Origin of the sequence: Veillonella sp. 6_1_27 (assembly GCF_000163735.1) — a bacterium.
Classification (GTDB): domain Bacteria; phylum Bacillota; class Negativicutes; order Veillonellales; family Veillonellaceae; genus Veillonella; species Veillonella parvula_A.
This window is the reverse complement of sequence record NZ_GG770215.1, coordinates 829390-848818: the sequence shown is the minus strand read 5'-3', so window position 1 is coordinate 848818 and position 19429 is coordinate 829390. Positions and strand designations below refer to the sequence as shown.

Annotated in this window: 23 protein-coding genes; 22 read left to right on the top strand and 1 reads right to left on the bottom strand. The window is 39.9% G+C overall.

Annotation, left to right across the window (positions count from 1 at the left end; translation table 11 throughout):
* The first annotated feature begins 35 nt into the window (after positions 1-35).
* From HMPREF0874_RS09845 to HMPREF0874_RS09835, 21 genes are all read left to right on the top strand, one after another.
* Positions 36-671 carry a hypothetical protein gene (locus HMPREF0874_RS09845; RefSeq protein ID WP_008601669.1) on the top strand — a complete coding sequence of 212 codons (636 nt, stop codon included), beginning with the start codon at positions 36-38 and terminating at the stop codon, positions 669-671.
* Between the two features lie 25 nt (positions 672-696).
* Positions 697-1650, top strand: coding sequence for a major capsid protein (locus tag HMPREF0874_RS03960; RefSeq protein ID WP_008601667.1), 954 nt, complete (start codon positions 697-699; stop codon positions 1648-1650).
* A gap of 11 nt (positions 1651-1661) precedes the next feature.
* Positions 1662-1979: a hypothetical protein gene (locus tag HMPREF0874_RS03955; protein WP_008601664.1), complete on the top strand. Its 318-nt coding sequence runs from the start codon at positions 1662-1664 to the stop codon at positions 1977-1979.
* A gap of 5 nt (positions 1980-1984) precedes the next feature.
* Positions 1985-2449, top strand: coding sequence for an HK97-gp10 family putative phage morphogenesis protein (locus HMPREF0874_RS03950; RefSeq protein WP_008601662.1), 465 nt, complete (start codon positions 1985-1987; stop codon positions 2447-2449).
* Positions 2450-2461: 12 nt separating this feature from the next.
* Positions 2462-2848 (top strand): hypothetical protein, encoded by a 387-nt coding sequence (locus HMPREF0874_RS03945; RefSeq protein ID WP_008601660.1) that lies wholly within the window; start codon positions 2462-2464, stop codon positions 2846-2848.
* A gap of 3 nt (positions 2849-2851) precedes the next feature.
* Positions 2852-3313, top strand: coding sequence for a hypothetical protein (locus HMPREF0874_RS03940; protein WP_008601659.1), 462 nt, complete (start codon positions 2852-2854; stop codon positions 3311-3313).
* Positions 3313-3783, top strand: a complete 471-nt coding sequence (locus HMPREF0874_RS03935) for a phage tail tube protein (protein ID WP_008601657.1) — start codon at positions 3313-3315, stop codon at positions 3781-3783. The genes HMPREF0874_RS03940 and HMPREF0874_RS03935 overlap by 1 nt, the downstream gene beginning before the upstream one ends.
* A gap of 25 nt (positions 3784-3808) precedes the next feature.
* Complete coding sequence (locus tag HMPREF0874_RS03930; protein WP_008601655.1) at positions 3809-4195, top strand: hypothetical protein; 387 nt, start codon at positions 3809-3811, stop codon at positions 4193-4195.
* 107 nt (positions 4196-4302) lie between these two features.
* On the top strand, positions 4303-4533 hold the full coding sequence (locus tag HMPREF0874_RS03925) for a hypothetical protein (RefSeq protein ID WP_008601654.1): 231 nt from the start codon (positions 4303-4305) through the stop codon (positions 4531-4533).
* A complete protein-coding gene (locus tag HMPREF0874_RS09840) occupies positions 4533-7691 on the top strand; it encodes a tape measure protein (protein ID WP_008601653.1) in 3159 nt (1052 codons plus the stop codon). Before HMPREF0874_RS03925 ends, HMPREF0874_RS09840 begins: the two co-directional genes overlap by 1 nt.
* A 2-nt stretch (positions 7692-7693) precedes the next feature.
* Positions 7694-8260 (top strand): DUF2460 domain-containing protein, encoded by a 567-nt coding sequence (locus tag HMPREF0874_RS03915; protein ID WP_039965085.1) that lies wholly within the window; start codon positions 7694-7696, stop codon positions 8258-8260.
* An 11-nt stretch (positions 8261-8271) separates the two neighbouring features.
* Positions 8272-9123 (top strand): DUF2163 domain-containing protein, encoded by an 852-nt coding sequence (locus HMPREF0874_RS03910; protein ID WP_008601651.1) that lies wholly within the window; start codon positions 8272-8274, stop codon positions 9121-9123.
* Positions 9120-9632, top strand: a complete 513-nt coding sequence (locus HMPREF0874_RS03905; RefSeq protein ID WP_008601650.1) for an NlpC/P60 family protein — start codon at positions 9120-9122, stop codon at positions 9630-9632. Before HMPREF0874_RS03910 ends, HMPREF0874_RS03905 begins: the two co-directional genes overlap by 4 nt.
* Position 9633: 1 nt before the next feature.
* Positions 9634-12855, top strand: a complete 3222-nt coding sequence (locus tag HMPREF0874_RS03900) for a phage tail protein (protein ID WP_008601649.1) — start codon at positions 9634-9636, stop codon at positions 12853-12855.
* 20 nt (positions 12856-12875) lie between these two features.
* Complete coding sequence (locus HMPREF0874_RS03895) at positions 12876-13181, top strand: hypothetical protein (protein ID WP_008601648.1); 306 nt, start codon at positions 12876-12878, stop codon at positions 13179-13181.
* Positions 13168-14160, top strand: coding sequence for a hypothetical protein (locus HMPREF0874_RS03890; RefSeq protein WP_039965083.1), 993 nt, complete (start codon positions 13168-13170; stop codon positions 14158-14160). The genes HMPREF0874_RS03895 and HMPREF0874_RS03890 overlap by 14 nt, the downstream gene beginning before the upstream one ends.
* Before the next feature lie 11 nt (positions 14161-14171).
* On the top strand, positions 14172-14492 hold the full coding sequence (locus tag HMPREF0874_RS03885) for a hypothetical protein (protein WP_008601646.1): 321 nt from the start codon (positions 14172-14174) through the stop codon (positions 14490-14492).
* A gap of 217 nt (positions 14493-14709) precedes the next feature.
* The gene (locus HMPREF0874_RS03880) at positions 14710-15426 is read left to right on the top strand and encodes a lysyl-tRNA synthetase (RefSeq protein ID WP_148528761.1); all 717 of its coding nucleotides are present in this window, start codon (positions 14710-14712) and stop codon (positions 15424-15426) included.
* Between the two features lie 22 nt (positions 15427-15448).
* The gene (locus tag HMPREF0874_RS03875; protein WP_008601644.1) at positions 15449-15994 is read left to right on the top strand and encodes a phage holin family protein; all 546 of its coding nucleotides are present in this window, start codon (positions 15449-15451) and stop codon (positions 15992-15994) included.
* Positions 15995-16015: 21 nt separating this feature from the next.
* Complete coding sequence (locus HMPREF0874_RS03870; RefSeq protein ID WP_050760766.1) at positions 16016-16438, top strand: D-Ala-D-Ala carboxypeptidase family metallohydrolase; 423 nt, start codon at positions 16016-16018, stop codon at positions 16436-16438.
* A 133-nt stretch (positions 16439-16571) separates the two neighbouring features.
* A complete protein-coding gene (locus HMPREF0874_RS09835) occupies positions 16572-16964 on the top strand; it encodes a hypothetical protein (RefSeq protein ID WP_148528760.1) in 393 nt (130 codons plus the stop codon).
* A 307-nt stretch (positions 16965-17271) separates the two neighbouring features.
* On the opposite strand, the gene HMPREF0874_RS03860 is transcribed toward HMPREF0874_RS09835, so the two are convergent.
* A complete protein-coding gene (locus HMPREF0874_RS03860) occupies positions 17272-17550 on the bottom strand; it encodes a helix-turn-helix transcriptional regulator (RefSeq protein WP_039965081.1) in 279 nt (92 codons plus the stop codon).
* Between the two features lie 168 nt (positions 17551-17718).
* Here HMPREF0874_RS03860 and HMPREF0874_RS03855 point away from each other — a divergent pair, with 168 nt between their 5' ends.
* Positions 17719-19419 carry an efflux transporter outer membrane subunit gene (locus HMPREF0874_RS03855; RefSeq protein ID WP_008601633.1) on the top strand — a complete coding sequence of 567 codons (1701 nt, stop codon included), beginning with the start codon at positions 17719-17721 and terminating at the stop codon, positions 19417-19419.
* The last annotated feature ends 10 nt before the right edge of the window (positions 19420-19429 follow it).

The following is a 19429-nucleotide window of genomic DNA, read 5'->3' as shown; positions in this document are numbered from 1 at the left end:
AGTGGGAAAGGTATATTTTACAGGAGGTCATACAGATGACAAAAGAGGAATTAATCAAGTTAGGATTAACAGAAGAGCAGGCAGAGGCGGTGACTAAGGATTATGGGGAGAATTATGTGTCCAAAAGTCAATTTAACGCCAAAAATGATGAGGCAAAAACGGCTAAGGCGGCAAAAGAAGCCTCCGAACGTTTGCTTGCTGAGGCGCAAGGCAAGTTAGAAAAAATTAACTCCACAGGGATTAAGGATGATGCCGGCATCGTTGCCATGCAAGAACGGATTAAAACCTTAGAAGATTCCGTAGAAGCCGAACGTAAAGCCCGTGAAGATGCTGATGCACAACGTATCCAATCCGAAATAGCTGCAGCAGTTGTAGATTCTTTAACAAAGCGCAATGCTATGGATCCAAAAGAATTTTCCAAATTGATTGTTAGCAAAATTAAGGTCAATGAAGATGGCACTTATGGATATGTTAAATCTGACGGGACCAGTGGAACTGTTGACGATTGCGTTGATGAATGGCTTAAAGGGAAAGACTATGCGATTAAAGATAGTCAAAAACGTGGAAGCGGTTCAGGAAACGGTGGCGCCGGTAATGGTGGAGAAGGCAACAAGCCTGCTGGATTAAAAGGGGCTGTAGCGGCAGCTATTGAAGCCCAACAATGTGAATAATTTATTTAATGGAGGTATTTAACTAATGGCAATTACATTAGCTGAAGCAAAACTTAACGTACAAGACGATTTGCAAATGGGGATTATTGATGAGTTCCGCAAATCGTCCTTTTTATTTGATAACTTAACTTTCGATGATTGTGTATCTCCTACCGGTGGTGGTGGCACGTTAACATATGGCTACACTCGCTTACTCACTCAACCTACAGCAGATTTCCGTGACATTAATTCGGAATATACTCCACAATCTGTTACTCGTAAACGTTATACCGTTGATTTGAAAGTATTCGGCGGTGCCTTTGATATCGACCGTGTAATCGCTAAGATGGGCGGTATTGTTGATGAAACTACCTTGCAAATTGAGCAAAAGGTAAAAGCTGCAGCTGCATTATTCAATGATACGGTTATCAATGGCGATTCAGGCGTTAATTCTAAAGCGTTTGATGGCTTGGATAAAGCGCTTTTAGGCTCCTCTACTGAATACACACCAACAGCAGCAATCGATTTATCTGATAGCGCTGCTATTGATACAAATTACAAAGCATTCCTTGATCAACTTGATGAGTTCCTTTTGGCCTTGGATGGCACACCATCTGCAATTATGGGTAACACCAAATTGATTGCTAAAATTCGTGCAGTTGCTCGTCGGTCTGCGATGTACTCTACTAAACTAAACGAATTCGGACAACAAGTTGAATACTATGGCGTAACTCCATTGGTTGATCTTGGTGCAAAAGCTGGTTCCAATGATCCTGTAATTGGCATTAACGGTCAGGGCGAAACATCATTGTATGTTGCTCGTCTTGGCATCGATGGCTTCCACGGTGTTTCTTTGGCTGGCGATAATGTGGTTAATTTGTGGTTGCCTGACTTCACCAACGCTGGTGCAGTTAAAAAAGGCGAGGTCGAAATGGTTGCCGCTGTTGCATTAAAAGCATCTAAGGCAGCAGGCGTATTCCGTAAAATTAAGGTTAAATAAGGAGGTCAATTATGCCGATTATTAAATCTCCAGTACCTGATTATACAGGTCAAACAGGTTCAGTTGTATTTGTGAATGGCGAAGGCTTCACCGAAGATGCCAACCACATTGAATGGTTTAAAGAGCACGGCTATGAAGTTGTGGAAGATAAACCTGTAAAGGAACCTAAAAATACAACCTCAAAGGCTGATAAAGAGCCTAAGGATAAAAATCCTGAGGATACAAACCCTGAGAATAAAGATCCTGAGGACAAAGAGCCAAAGGATGAGGGTCCTAAGGATAAAAATCCTGAGGATAAAACCTCCGGCAAGGGTTCCGGTAAAAAATAATTGCTATGAATAGCCGGGCTATATTTGAAAAGCGTATTCGTCAGGCTGTAAAAGCAAGCACTATAGATGTGAGAGAAACTGCGCAAGAACAACATAGATTTACCTCTCAAACAGGTAATCTTGAAAAGGCGATTGATTATCAAATTTCTAATAGTGGCATGCAAGGGGTCGTATTTCTTGACATTGATGTTGCGAAATATGGCCCTTTTGTGCATGAGGGAACGCCAGCTCATGTGATTAATCCACGATTCAAAAAGGTATTAAGATTTGTCCCTCGTGGTGGGAATGGCTTCGTGTTTGCTCGGAGGGTATTTCATCCGGGAACGGCACCTGATCCATTCTTATATGATGCGTTGGAAAATAATATACCAAACATTATTAATATATTTTCACAATATACAGGCCATGCCTTGGATGATGTGGCTCGTGGGTTAGTTAAAGACGAATATTTAATAACATTTAATATATAAGGGGTTTTAAATATGCTGTACAAATTTGAAGATATGGCGGAGCTATTTAATGATGAGTTACTAGGCGATGAAGTAACGGCCAGTACTGTTGGAAAGGCCGAACAGTGGTTATATGCATTTGGTAATCGATTAGGTGTAAAGCCGGATAAGATTATTCGTAGTTTTACCACTGACGAATTAGTGCTCGCTTATATCTATCGTGAAGTATGCGTAAATAAAGCATTTGCATTGCCGGGTTCTTACAGTAATAACGGCTCAACAGACGACTTTTATTCTAAAAAATTAGAATATTATGAATCTCGTATCAAGCAATTAGAATCTCGTATCACGCCTGAACAGTTAACCGGCAACCCTACTGAATATAAGGGATATCGTTCCGTTGAAATATTTAGGGGGTGACATATGCAATGGTATGAATTAATGCAGCGCATACAAGATGTATTTAATGGCACTAATTTAGGTATTGATACTCGGCTAGGGCTTACAATACCACAGAATGCTGGAGTAACGGCCAATGGTGTTGTTATGATTGGTCGGGGACAAGAGCAAAAAGATGATGATGTGCATTTAAAAGTTACGTTGTATCTTGAAGCTTGGACTAAAACAGGCACAAAAGAATTCGATAAAGGTTATCCACAATTAGTTGATCTCGAGAATAAGGTTGACGCTATATTATTAGCGTTCCGTAAAGCATGTGGAGAACTTAATGAAGATGTATGCGTATTAGATTGTGGATTTCAAATCGTTGATCTCCATGTCGTAAATAAAGTAGGCGACCATGATAGTATACGCCCATTATTGGGCACTCAGTACACTATTGAGGCTCGCCTTTTTGATTTGAATGAAAGAGAGGATATATATTAATGCCAGAACCAGCAAAAAATTTAACTGCGTTAAAGCAAAGCAAGAAATCTCTTGTCGCTATGGGTAAAAATATATTGATCTACATCAATGTTGGTACCGATGAAACTACCGGTGCAAAATGGGAATTGTTGGGCGGTCAAAGAACAGGCGACTTGAATTTAAAGGCGGACTCTATTGACGCTTCTCATAAAGGTACAGGCGGTTGGAAAACTACATTACCGGGCATGAAAGAATGGTCCACCGAAGTTGAATCAATTTTGATGCTTAATGATGAAACTTTAAAAGTCGTATATCAGGCGTTCTTGAATGATGAACGTATTCATATCAAATATGAATATCCTGATAAATCATATGTTACAGGCTGGGCATCTATCACAGATAACTCTACGACTGGCGCACACGATGATGTGGCTACTCGTAAAATCACACTTAACGGCGATGGTCCATTGTCTGAATTAAAAACCGTTTAATTTATAATCTCAGGAGGCTTTTATAATGAAACGAATCCCATGTGAATACTTTGGCGAAGGTGAAAAAATCTATTTTAATATTGGGCGTATTTTACAGCTAGAAGCTGTATTGAAAAAGCCTATAGGTCGTATTCTTGCAGAAGGCTTAGGCATGACGGAGGTATTGGTTGCCTTTGAAATTGGGCTTGCGCACTACAAACGACGTTCCTCGGTATTCTATCAAGAAAAAATTCAGGAAATGATGAACAATACGGACTTCAATTTCAATGAATTGATGATTACTGTACAAAAAGCACTCATCGCCAGTGGCGTTATGGGTAAAAAGATTTATTATCAGGAGTTCCCTGAGGAAGCCACCGAGGAAGATAATGCAAACATTGAAGCTGAGGAGGCTTTAAACGAAAAAAACTAATAGAGGGGGCTGATGCCCCCTCTTTTTTTGAGTGGTATCGATTCAATGAAAAGAATGCATATGGAGTACTGCAATTAAAACCTTGGGAATATAAGCGATTATCGGTTATGGAGTTTTATAAGCTATTAGAGGGCTATGAGGCTAGAGCAAGGCGAGAACATAGTATTCAAGCATTCTTTTTTTCATTATTAGCTAATATGCAAATTGCTAAAGGCAAAAAAATTACCGTAGAGGATCTTATGAAACATATTTATCCACCTACGGAGCTTGACAGAATGAAAGAGGAAATAGAATTCAAACGTGAATGGATTGAATCGGGAGGGGGTGAAATCGAATAATGGCAGATAAACAAATTAATGTCAAAATTAATGGCACTTCTGCTGGGGCTGTGCAAGCTATTGATAGAGTCGGTCAAAAAGCTGATGAGGTTCTTGGCAAAAAGCTTGCGGAATTAGGCGAGAAAATGTCAAAAGGCCTATCCATTGCGGGGGCGGCTGTAGGTATAACAGCAGTTGCAACCGCTACGAAAGAGGCTGTAAAGGCGGGGGCTGAACTAAGTGATAAATATGCATTAATAAAAGCCCGCATCAATATGATTAATGACGGTACACAGTCTACTGCTGAAATTATGGACAAGGTATATGCAGCTGCTGAGCGTACTCGTGGATCATACCTTGATATGGCAGGCGCTGTTGGTAGGCTGGGAATTTTAGCAAAAGATGCGTTCTCTTCAAATGATGAAACCATTGCTTTCGTTGAACAGATGAATAAACAATTTAAGATCGGCGGGGCATCGATTCAAGAACAAACCTCCGCTATGTATCAGCTCACACAAGCAATGGCAGCTGGTAAGTTACAAGGGGACGAATTTAGGTCCATTATGGAAAATGCTCCATTATTAGCACAAGCTATTTCACAAGAAATGGGTTTGCCTATGGGCCAGCTAAAAGAAATGTCCTCACAAGGCTTAATTACAGCAGAGGTTATTAAAAATGCAATGTTTAATAGTGCCGATGAAACAAACGCTAAATTTGCTGAACTTCCTATGACTTTTGCAGAAGTAGGGAATGCGATTCAAAACCAAGCAATACAAGCGTTTCAGCCAGTATTGGAAAACTTGACGCAGATGACGGCTGGCAGTGAATTTAAAGAAGCATTAAACGGGATTGGTGTGGTATTTCAAGGCTTGGCAGCTGTTGCCCGTGTTGCTATTAGTGGCATATCAGGAGCATTTTCTTGGGTTACTACTGCGGTTAGATTAAATATACAGGCATTGCAAAATTTTGGATCTGTATTAGTTGCTATTGGCCCTCCAGCAGTTGCTACATTTGCTGGAATTACAACATATATGGTTGCTTCTCGCATTGCTGCGGCTGCATTTACTAGAACAATAACCGTACAAGGGGCTGCAATCGCCACTATAAATGCAGTTACAAAGGCTTGGGCGGCTACAACAGGTACAGTAAGGGCTGTATTTTTGGGAATAAGAACAGCTATTGCAACAGCCACAGCAGTTATGGGAGCATATAGGGCTGGAATATTGATTCTTAATGCTGCACAAGCTGCACATGCTGTTGGAGCGTTAGCGTCGGCAGGGGCAACGGCTGTATTTAATGCTGTATTAGCAGCCAATCCGATTGGTTTAGTTGTTGCAGTTTTAGCTGTATTAGTTGCTGCACTTGCTTCCAGTGAAATTGCCACTAATGGTTTTGGCGCTACTATGAAAAGCATATGGATGGGAATCGTCCATACAGTTACATGGGCTATTAATGGTATTCTCAGCATGATTAATGCGCTCATTCGTGGCATTAATGCTGTTTCAGGTAAAATTGCATCTGTTTTCAATACATCAGCAAGTAAAATTGATGAATTAAATTTGATTGATGCACAGGCGGCTGAAGATTTTGGCAATAATACTGCAGATTTATTCGGAAGTATTGGTGATAGCCTAAACCCTTCAACTGGTGGTGAAGTAGATTTCGGAAATGCCGGCGGTGATTATGGAACTGGTGGCAAAAAAGGGAAGAAGGGCAAAGGTGCTGGCAGTCACAAGGATGCTGAAAAAGAAGCAAAACGATTGCATCGTCAAATCCTTGAATCGTGGACAGAGATGTTCGGGACCCGTGCTCAATTAGCGGAGCAATGGCGGGATAAGGAACTTGAAGAGTTAGAGAAATCTAAAGCAAACAATATCCACTATGAAGAGGATAAGCAAAAAATCATGGAAATGTATGCCCGTAAGCGTGAGGATGCGATGCATGAAGAGGCCAAGCGATTGCGTGAATTACAAAACTCTATCCGTGATATGAATGTTGCATTTAAGTTTAATACTGCTGAACGTGATTCAACTGGGGCACAATCGCCACTAACTAAGTTAGCTAAAGAGCAAGATGATGCGGTTAATTCGATTAAAGACAAATATCAGGAATTATCTGATAAATTTGCTGAAATGACGGAACGTGATAGGGCTGCATACATTAAGATGTTGCAAGATACTAACACGCCATATGAATTAGTGGGCAATCGTCTTACATTTAAAGAGCGTGAAAATGCAGAATTAATGGCGATGAATGAAAACTTTGAAAATCAAAGGCTTGATTTAATTCGTACAAGTGCCGAAGAAGAATGGGCAATTAAAGAAGCAATGCGTACGCAAAATTTTGAAGCGCTACAACAGGCTTTGACTGATGAATATGTAGCGACCCAGCAAAATTATGAGTTACGAAAACAGCTTCTTGAAGAGTATCAGCAGGCGGTTATGGATAGCCATTTTAATAGTCAGCAGATGTTCTTTGATATGGCGAATGCAGGCATTGATAGCATGCAAGAGGGCATATCTAAATTGATACAGGGCACGCAAAGTTTAGAGAAAGCGTTTCAAAATATTGGAAATGCTATTTTAAAAACAATCGCGGATACTGTAGCTAAATGGATTGCGGCTCAACTTCAACAGATGATCTTCGGTAAGATGATGGCTAGCCAAACGGCTGCAGCAAATAATGCTGCATTACAGGCTCAGTTACCGTTAGCAACTCAACTAGCTCAACAAATGGCAATGGCTACATGGGGCGCTAGTGCTACAGCCGGCATGGCTGCATGGAGTGCTGCATCGGCTACAGGTGCTGCGATGAGTTCTGTTGCATCACTAGCTGGACGACTTGGCAATATTGGTGGAGGCTTTGACATTGGAAGCGGTCCACAAAAACTCGTACCAAATTTGAAGTTGGCAAGTGGTGGCCTAGCATATGGACGTACCTTTGCAGAAATTGGTGAAGGTAATTATCCAGAAGCAGTCGTTCCATTATCTGAACAGGTATTCGGACAAATTGGTGAAGGTATTTCAAAGGCTGGAGGCGGTGGCGATGTGCATGTGCATGTCAATGCTATGGATGCTCAGTCGTTTATGGGATGGCTTGAATCGTCAGGCGGTCAAACCATACGTCAATTTTTAGTAGATAATAATCGTGAATTTACATCAACAGCGGGGACGTGGTAATTATGGCAGAGTTAAAAAAATTCCCTAACATCAATACGTTTGCATGGGATTCAAGCAAAATGCAACATTGGGATGTAAAAACTAAGCGGAGTGGATCCGGTAGATTACGTACAATGACTACTCAGCAACTGCCACAATATACTATTTCCGCATCATTTGCCGTATTGAATCAAGAGCAGTATGAAACGATGATGGGCTTTTATGCCACTGTAAAAGGTGGCTTAACCCCGTTTTTATGGCTTGACCCTGAGGACCATACGCAAAAAGGCATTCGACTTGGGACCGGGGCCGAGAATGAATGGCAAGCTGTTCGTAAATTCGGTGATTATATTGAACCTGTTGCATATGTTGAAAACGTTAAGCTATATGCTGACGGTCAAGAGGTTAGATGCACCACTGATAAAGGTGTTATACGTCTAGCAAGTGGGCAGACTGTATCTCCTACCGCAATTATTACGGCTGACTATACATATTATTGGAAGGTCGTATTTAGTGGCGACTTTACAGCCGACTTGAAATATAGAAACGTTTATAAATCTAAACCGTTCAAATTAGTTACAGCATGGTGAGGTGATAAAGTATGAAGCACGTTGATGAAATTCTTAATAGTCATCTCAATACGAATAAATCATTTGTTAGCTGTGATCTATATGAGCTGCAATTAGTGAGTGGAATCTCGTATTACTGGGCCGATACTGATGCTAATGTATCATATGGCGGTAAGTTATATCGAGGTGATGGGCCAATTATTACTCGGAACCAAATAAAAACACGCTCCGAAGTGGCCGTAGACAAATTAACGGTCAATATTTCTTGCAACAAGGATGACAAAATTGGTGGTGTTCCGATTATGGCGGTAGCTCATAATGGTGGATTCGATGGCGCCACTCTATCTTTAAAGAGAGCTTTTTTCGATGAGAAAAATCATATTATTGGGGTTGTTTCTTTGTTTACTGGAGAAGTTAATGTCAAACAGGGTGGAGGCCTTACATTACAGCTTGATGTTAAATCAGTTGTGCAAAGGCTCAATACTGAGTTTCCGGGTAAGCGATATTATCCTCAATGTCCCTATAGCATTTATAGTTCTGAGTGTGGCGTAGATATTAAACAGTATCGAAAACGCATAAAAGTTGTATCAGTTCCAGCTACAAATACAATTACGATTGACTCTTCATTTAGTAATGGCTATTACAATGCTGGAGGTATTGAGTGGATAAATGGCCCTCTTGCAGGGCAATCTACACAAATTATGGATAGTCAGAACGGACGTATTCGATATATGACTCCTGCCGATGCACAGCCACAAGTTGGTAATGAGGCCTATATATATCCGGGGTGTGCAAAAACACCTGAGGAATGTCGTTCAAAATTCAATAATTTTAATCGGAATAGGGCAACTCCATATGTTCCGTTAAAGGAGAGCATTCGATGAATATTATCAAACTACAGCGAGCAGATAGCGATAAGCCAAATGCAAATGAAAGTACAGGCCAAAAAATCGCAAATGCTGCAATCAAGTGGCTTGGTACTCCTTATCAAAATAATGCAATGGTAAGAGGCGTTGGCGTTGATTGTGCGTATTTGCTAGTGGCTGCAGTTGTTGAATCCGGGCTTATGCCAAAGGATAAATTGAATATTGAGGATTACTCGAATGAGTGGCATTTGCACCATTCAGAAGAGAAATATCTCAAATATGTGGAACAGGTAGCCGATAAGGTAGATCTTGAAAATGACATACTTGAAATTGGTGACTTTTTGCTCTATCAATTTGGTCGTTGCATTAGTCATGGTGCAATATACATTGGCAACGGGTTAGTTATTCACGCATTTGTTGATTACGGCGTAATATTCTCAAAGCTGGAAGATGTAATATTTAATGATAGTCGAGGGCGAAGCCGATTACGTGCCGTTTATCGATTTCGAGAGGAGGTGACACCATAATATGGGTTTTTGGCGCAGTCATAACTCAACTACAACAGCTGAGCGCATCAATGAATTTCAAATTAATAGTGCTTCGTATGGTGAAGTAGTTCCTGAAGTGTTAGGGACTACTCGACAATCCGGGAATGTAATTTATTATGACGATTTCACCGCTCACGAACATAAGTCTACTCAACGAACTGGTAAAGGCGGGGGCTCGAAACACACAAATATTACATATACATACTCGGTAGCATGTGCTATTGGTTTGTGTGAAGGACCTATATCCGGGATTGGTAAAGTGTGGATAGATAAAGAAATATTTACATACCCACAAAGTGAAATCCAGCTTACTCTATTTGATGGCAGGCTAGGGCAGCAACCTTGGCCGTATGTAGTCAGCAAGCACCCTGAAAAGGCATTGCCATATAGTGGACTTGTATATATGGCTGGCGTTGTAGATCTTGGAGAGCGTGGGAGTTTACCAAACTATAATTTTGAGGTCAAAGGCAAATTATTAGACACCGGTGATGGCATTGATGTGAATCCCGCAGATTATATTGTGCATATCTTAAAAGGTGTCGGTATTGATGCATCTCAAATTGAGGGGTTAGATAATTACAGACGGTATTGCAGGGCGGCTGATATATTGATTTCTACACCACCGAATGAAGGTGCAAAAAAAGCACAGGCCATAATTAATGAGATCGCAGAAATTACAAATGCGATTTTATTTTGGTCTAATGACCGCTTAAAAATAGTACCTCTTGCAGATGAGTCAATCCGTGACTGGGATCCGCATTTACAGGTTCAGTATGATTTAACTGCAGATGATTTAATTCCGGGAAGCGATGGGCAACTAGTAATTTATAAGCGGAAAGACACCTCTGAATGTTACAATCAGGCAACTGTTGAGTTCTTAAATCGTGCTAACAATTATGAGAAAGAAACAGTATCATTCGAGGTTGTGGCTGATGTACAAAAAAATGGAATGCGTCCGGCATCGACTAAGCAAGCCCATTATTTGTATACGAAAGCAAGAGCTCAGTATTATGCCGAGCAATTAGCAATGAAACGACTATATAGTCGTAATCAGTATACATTCCATTTATCATGGGAATTTTGCAGACTGGAGCCCGGTGATATAGTGACCTTAACAGATGATATTTGTCAGTTAAATAAGCAAATTGTCATTATAACTGCTGTATCAGAGGCGGCAGATGGGCAACTTGAAATTACTGCAGAGGGGAAACCACCCGGCACATATGCTCCAGCCAAATATAACGTTCATGAGAATGAACGACCTTTCATTGATTATAATATTCCGGCTCCATCTGTCAATGACGTAGCAATATTTCAGACAGTTGGAGATGTTGGAGGAAATCAAGTATTCGTAGGCGTTAATGCTCCTGATAATTGGGGCGGGTGTTCTGTGTGGCTGTCCGATGATAATCAACGTTATCGTCAAATTGGAGAAATAACCCAGCAGGCTCGCATGGGGCGTATGAAATATGGATTCAGCTCAACTAATGATTTTTGCAATATAGTTCTTAATCGAGGAGTATTGCAAAATTGTACTCATATAGATGCGGAGCGTGGCAATACGCTATGCTGGGTAGATGGTGAGGCATTGAGCTATGAAACAGTGGAAATGCATACGGATAATTGGTATACGCTGAAAGGCCTTGTGCGGGGACAATATGGCACAAAGGCGATTTCACATAATGCTAATGAACGATTTATTCGTGTGGATGAAGCTATATTCAGAGCACCATATCGTCCTGAAGATGTTGGGAAAAAGATATACCTTAAATTCTCATCTCGCAATATGTTTGGTACTAATGAGCAAGGACTTGATGAAGTGCAAGCCTATGAATATACGATTACTCCTTACTATATCCCTGAGGTCAATGAATTAGCTTTATATACAAAGTATTACAAAATAGGCGACGGGGTGCTGTCATATGATGTAGTTGCTACATTTACTGCTCCGGATTTAAACACGTTTGATACTGCTGAAGCATGGTATCGCGAAGGGGCCGGCGAGTGGAAATATGGCGGCAATGGTAATGGGCAAATCGTTATTAGTGGGTGTGAACTAGGTCATACGTATGAGGTCAAAGTTAAGGTCAAGGATTCTCATGGAAACTATTCACAGGGAATTACTAAGAGTATTCTCGTGCAAATGAAAAGTGATGTACCAAATACCCCGCAAGGTTTTTCAGTAACATTTGGATCTGTAGCACAATTTAATTGGTTGGAAGTCCGCAATGCAGACATTGATTATTATGAATTGCGCACAAATCTTAATCCGGGACAATCCGATGGATTAATTGGACGTAGTAATAATACGACGTATGCTGGAATGCTAACCGAGCGACAAGGAAAAGTATATTTATATGCCCACAATCCATCTAAAGGATATGGAGCACCCGCAAATGTAGAATATAATGTTCCTGTTCCTAAATCACCTACAACATTTATTGCTAGAGCTGGCTTTGGTAGTGTAGGGGTACTTACAAATGCGATTCCAGCTAATTGTAAAGGGATGAATGTATATATTAATGAAACCGTGTATTTTTCAGCTACAAATGCAGTTACATTTCCATTGAATGTCGGTATATATCGAGTGCGGATTGCCTTTGTTGATATTTTTGGTGAGGGTGCTAAAACGGCAGAGCAGCCAGTAGCGATTTTAGAAAAAATTCCGAAAGAATTGCTTGATACTGAAAGCCTTGGGCTGGATAAAATGGATAAAGCTATTGAATCCATGAAAAATGATGTATCAGCAGTTAAAAAGGTATCTGATGGCTTTGAATCCCGACTCACGGATTTAGCCAATGGGACTACTAAATCAATAAGCGATTTAAATAAACATGTTGAAAGTCGATTTACACAGCTGTCTGATGGATTTGATGCACGTATTACGGAAGCATTGGGCGAAATCGATGGTGATAAATTAATCGCACGTATCAATTTGAGTAAATCAGGCACACGTATTGATGGGAGACTATTCCATGTAACAAGTAAAACTGTATTTGATGCCAATGTAATTGCTAAAGGTATGATCCAAGCCAATGCAGTTACTGCGGAGAATATTGATACTCCATCTCTATCTGCTATTTGTGCAACTATCGGAACATTACGAACTCGAACAACTGGGGCTCGGGTAGAAATTGAGGACAATTTAATCTCAGCTTATGACGAGGAAAATAACGTTAGAGTCAAGCTCGGGTGCTGGTAAATGGTAAAGGAGTATAAATAATGACACCTCATATCATAATATATGATAAAAATGGCAATATCATATTAAATCTAAAAGAACGTTTGACACGCATTGAAGGGCGTCAATATGTAAGTGCGGTGCCTAACGTTAAGAATACGATACGTGTTGAGGGACTGCAGTCCGGGCAAAAGGTGTGGGCTGCAGCTATGGGGCAGTACCTAGTGGCAGAAGTTAAAGATGATGTTATTACATGGTACTTTTCTGTAACTCGTGAAACAGATTTATCTAATGGGCGGATTAATGGCTTTCAATATGAGGGGTGGGTTGTTTATGGAGTTTATTAATGTTAAAAACGAAGCTGGCACAACTATTATTAATGATAGTTATGATAATTTAGTTTATCTCAGCTTACCGAAACAAAAAGAGGCTGTATTGTGGACCGGAAGCAATAGAGCAGTGTCAGCTGATGTATTAATTCCTACGCAACTTAAAACGTATACTCCATTAATGGTGCCAACTATGCTATATCAATACGGAAATGGTGGTTCAAACGCTATTCGTATAACGTATATTACTCAGCCAAATTATCATGGTGAGGCTCCACTTATTGCAATATCTGTTCCACAGGGATATGAATTCAAAGCACAATGGATATGTCGCAAAAGAGAGAGATTCATAGCCCTTATTGTTGATGTTGTTAAGGGTGGAGCAATAATTACACAAGAAATGATTAATGAGGTAAAAAATGGCATTAAGTTTTATTGTTTCGGATATTTCGAGGACGTTGCAGCCAATGCGAACACCCCTCGCATCAGATTCGTTGATAAGGTAGGAAGTAGCAAACCCAATATAGCTTTACAAGTCTTAGGAAAGCATAAATTTTTCAAAGCAAGTTGGAAGGATGAATACAATATTAAAAATGATGTGATCTATGATAGTCGTATTCGATATTTAAGGGTAATCGACCAATATCATCAAGATTGGTACAGTACATTGTCTAAGTATTCTCCTAATGAGCATACTAAAATGACTGTGCCATCTAAGTCATATGATTGTGATATTGCTGTAATCCCTATGTCGGTAATCGATGCTGCAGTATGGGGACCTAATATTACGAAAGGCGATAATCAATCACATACTGGGAGTGTATGGCAAACTGTTCATTTTACAGGTAAACGAAGTATCGAAATAAAATCTTATCAAAAAATTTATTGGGATACTGTAACACCATATCCTATGGGGTGTGCTGGGCAGACGGCTACTCAATATATGGTTGTCGATGTTACGGGCTATGATAAAGCATCAGGGATGCCATTTAATTAAAGAGGTGATCTATGAACACAATAAAATATGTATCTGAAACGATACATATAGGTTCTGATTTTAGGCGCGCTTATATAGTGCAGGGGGATGTTGATCTAACAACCGCTACAGCTATTTGTAAAGTGCGTTCTCTAACAGGCAAATTGTTGGCAACAGCTGAATGCCATATTAGGGAGGATACAATTATTGTAACCATTAGAGGAAAAGATACATTAAAGATCTCAGACTCTATAAAAAAGGGGCAATATGATGTATTTATTGTTGGTAAAGATTATTCATATAAGTTAGTCATGGGCGATATTGAGTTCATCCATGACATCAGTTTACATTAAAAGGAGAGTAAAAATGGCTATAAAAGGAAGTGTGAGAGCACCATATGTTATTGAAGTTCATGTTCCTGAGACAATTAACGTGAATGTAAATATACCCGGATTACAGGGGAAACCGGGTGAGGGAATATATGACTTTGTCAAACGGCATGGCTTTACAGGCACTGAGGAGGATTTTTATAATTCCCTTAAACCTCAACAGCCTGATTTAGCTGGAATTGTGGCGGACCTAAAAAGCAAAAATATTCTTGTTAATAGTGGCATGCTTGATGCGGTATTATCTGCTATTGTTCATGCGTTGGCTGAACAGCCGTATACTCCACTTACATTTAACGAACCAAGAAAAGGGGATACGGAACTTCGCATATCCGGCCAAGACGGCTTTAAAGTTCGAGTGAGTGGTGAGGCAGAAGCTGTTGAAATTCAATCCGGAAGTGCCACTATTAGAATTCAGCCTTATGGCGCAGATGATATTTATCTTGAATACCTTAACTTAATTGAGCATGTCGTTGACACTGTTAAAATCAAAGGTCTTGTTGAATTCAATCCGGAAACGGCTACAGAGATTTTGCCTAAGCAATTCTATGGCCGTAGCGATTTGGAGGGCGAACTTACATGCCCGAACGTTGTTAAAGTTGGTGCATTAGCATTCGTCGGAACCGACCACAATATTATTAATTTGCCAAAGGCCACTGATATTGATAGGGATGCTTTCGCTAACAGTTCTCTTGCGGTAATCAATATCCCTGCATTTGTATGGGCGGGTGATAACCTTGATTTAAAATCTTATGATCTCATTAGGGTTAATAAAATGACTGTTAGTGAGGAATCTCACCCACCGAGAGAAGTCATGATGCAGAAAATTTCATTAGAGGTCTACAATCCAGATCACACCAAGAAATGGAATCTTTACAGTGAAAAGTGGGAACAGGCATAATTCAATAATAGGGGAGAGTTGAATGAATACATTATTAGTATCTATTACTGATTTTATTCAGTTAGCTTGGGAGCGGCTCACTGATGGATTTGCAATTAAAACTGTAATGGCGATATTTGCTACTATTGGCATATGGCTTTTAGGATTAAAGCATGTTCAGGTGTTGGGAATTTTTATTTGTTTAGTGTTCATTGATTTGCTTACAAAATGGGTAGCTATTGCATATCAAATGTTGTTAGATATGGGGGCGAGTCCGGAAAATATCAGAATGACAGATAAATACTGGGCCATTCCTGCTGCATTTGGGAAAGGACTCATATCATCTAAGCACATGCGCAAACCATTTGGTGATAAAGTATTGTCCTATGTATTACTTACGTCAGCAGCATGGTGCTTTGATTATATGGCACAGCCCTACACGTTCGCTGTAACCCTTGTATGGACTTATTTGGGTGGTACAGAATTAACCTCTATATTGGAAAATATGCGGGATGGAGGCAATCCGCTTGCGAGCAAATTATTGGATATAGTTAATGAAAAGCTTGATTCTATTTTAAAAAGGAAATAATTTTTTTAGGCACTGGCATATATGCTGGTGCCTATCTTATTTAAGGAGGAAATGCATATGAAAATTGGTAAATACTTTGACGATTACGAATTTTCATGTCGGTGCGACCGACATGGGGTTGATGCTGATGGACATAAAATTTTAGATCACATAATTGATAAGCGACTTGTCGATGTATTGGATAGAATCCGGGAACGGTTAGGGGTTCCGATTACAGTTAATAGTGGCTATCGATGCCCCGAACACAATGAAGAGGTTGGGGGCGTTTCTGATTCTCAGCATGTGCTAGGGACGGCAGCAGACATCACCTATGATGGTATTGACGTTGACTATCTTGCAGAAATTGCCGAGGAATGTGGGGCCGATGGTATCGGAAAATACTACTATCAGGATTTTGTACACATTGATGTGCGGGGATATGCTGCACGTTGGGATGATTTATAATCGGAGGTTGAAATGAATGAAACATCAATCATTACTAAAATTAGAAATTTGTTTCAAAAGCCTATTGTTCGTGATATTTGTATTGTTGTTTTCATTGTTGTTTTCTTGTACAGTTTTTGCAGAACAGCCGAATATGTCTACACAAACTGGTTTGGACGAACCAACCATAACCGTGCCATTGACGCAGTGGAACAGGGTAAAAAATCAAACGAGTCAAGCGTTGAGCTTAATAGACGCATCCAGTCTGAAATTGACCGAAGCACAATCCTTAACCATGAGGCAGAACGACGAATTGAACAAATTGAAGTCTATCAACGAGAAGCAAGCGAACGAATTGATGAAAGCAAAGCAAGACTCGATGAAGCAAGAAGATTACTTGAATCAAACCAACAAATATTTAGAGATTGCGAACAAGGAAATCCAGCAATCAAAGAAAACGGAGGCTCGACTCCATAGACAACGGGATATATGGGCCGTTGTTGCTGGTGCAGCTACTTTAGGGGCCATAGTGGTTGCAGCTAAATAATACTATTATATATATAAAGCCTGTTAGAATATTTTTGATGTTCTAACAGGCTTTATTTTTTTTGCCTAAATAATATTATGCTTTCAATTTCTTGTTAGATAAATAAAATTCTAGGCTAATTGGATATTTTGAACGTCTAATTATACATACAAAGTTCGTATTTAGCTTAAAACGGTTCACCAAATTAAAGCATCACAGTAATGTGGTGCTTTTTTATTTTGCTTTTTATATGTATATAAAGGACCCTACATATTTATGTAGGGTCCTTTTATGAGCTAATGATCTTTATTTAATTAACTAAGTTTTATTATTTCGCATGTGGCTGATCTGATTCAGCTACTACGTTAACGACAATTTCTTGATCTGCAGAAATAAGATTCATAATGATGGGGATTGGCTGTTCGATGGCTTCAGCTATACTTTTAATTTGTCGCATTGCAACAGGATAAGGTGTCATTCCATCGCTTTGAAATAATTCTTCCAATTGGGTGATTTCTGCTTGACTTAGATTCGATTTGTTTGCGAATTCTTCGATCGTCATATTATGTTGTTCGCGATAGCTTTTAATGATTTCACCGATATACATAATCGCCTCCACTTGAATTATATTAATACATTCTTATTTTATGTGAAAGTTCGATAAAACTCAAGTTAGATTGAAATGATACTTCATATTATTGATACATAATGGTTTTATATTATAAGATGAACATATAATGATACTGATATATATGGAAATGAAAAGAGGTTTGCTATGAAGACGAATAGAAAACAACTTTTAATTGTTTATATATGTTTAGCATTAGGGGCTTGGAGTGCTAGCGCGGGCATCAGCTTTAGTCAATCAAATAGAGATACGAATCAAACGCGTCGAGATAATACGACAGTACAGCATGGGTCTGAAAAAACTGTTGACGATTTTGACCAAGGCAGTCCTGTTATTGCATCGTATTACAAAGATGGCAAAAAAAAGAAGAAAAAGAGCACTGCTGCTGATGAGACTAAGCTTTCAGAGAAACAAAAAGCAACTAAAGAATTGAATGAACATTCTTGGGTAGAAGAAGCGGGAAAACATCCCTTACCGTATGCGGTTGTGGAAGGGAACGCGGTCAGTGAAGAAGAGTTAGCCCACTGGTGGAAGGTTTTTAATGATCCCGTATTGGATCAATTAATTGATTTGACCCTCAAAAATAATCGGCAGTTAGAGGTAGCTCGTTCTCGAGTTAGACAAGGGCGGTTACAGTTGGGTATTGCTGAAGCACAGCGATTACCTTGGCTAGATGCTTCCGGTTCATGGTCGGCTAATAGAGGTCAGGGTGAATGGGATTCAGACCGAGAAGCGATAAAGAATTTACCTATATCTGATAAGATGACGAGAAATGTAGAAACCGGTAAATTGGGAATTGATGCGCGATGGGAAATTGATATATTCGGAAGACAAAAAGCAAAATCACGTGCTGCATCGAATTCGTTACAAGCATCACAGGCGGATTTATATTCCACCTGGGTATCTTTGAGCGCGGAAACCGCATTACAGTATATGTCGTTAAGAACTTTACAGGAGCAATTGCGCATAACAGAAGATGATGTGAAGCGTCAACAGGAAGCGTTGGAACTGATTAAGATAAATAATCAGTCTGGTATTATTAATGAATTACCTGTGCAACAGGCTACATATGCATTATCTCAGACTCAAGCGGAGATTCCTTCATTAAAGAAAAATATAGCTTCCACAATGGCTGCTCTTTCTATATTGACAGGAACAGTTCCAGGCGAGATTGACGGGTTATTGATGGAAAATACTTCATTACCTACGGTGAATCCACACATATTTATCGGCATACCGGCGGAAGCTTTACGACAACGGCCTGATATTCAGGCGGCGGAACGACGTATTGCGGCGCAACAACAGAAAACCAAGGCTGCAAAAGCTGATCTTAAACCTAGATTTTCACTAAATGGCAGTATAGGCTTGGAGTCGTTTTCATCGGGAGGTCTTATTTCGGCTATCGGTAAAATGATAGGAATAGGACCATCTATCACTATGCCTATTTTCAATGCCGGTGCTATTCGTAAGAATATAAAAGTACAAACGGAAAAGGAACAGGAATACTTGGCACTTTACGAAGAGACTGTTTTGAAAGCTGTAGGAGAGGTCCGAAATGCGGTAACGGATGCATCTCAGGATCATATTAAGTCTGAGGAATTGAAATCTGCTGTAGAATCTGCACAGCAAGCGGAATCTTTGGCGCAAACCAATTTTGACTCTGGTCTTAGCGATTACTTAAGTGTTCTTGATGCACGAAGAAATGTATTGTCTGCAAGGCGGCAATATATCATGAGTCGGGGGCAAGAGTTTGCTGATACCGTTCGTTTATTCAAATCCTTAGGCGGTGGTTGGGAAGCCATGGACATGGATCAGGAGGCAGAGGCGGACTCGCATGCTAAGAAATAGTGTGAGAAAC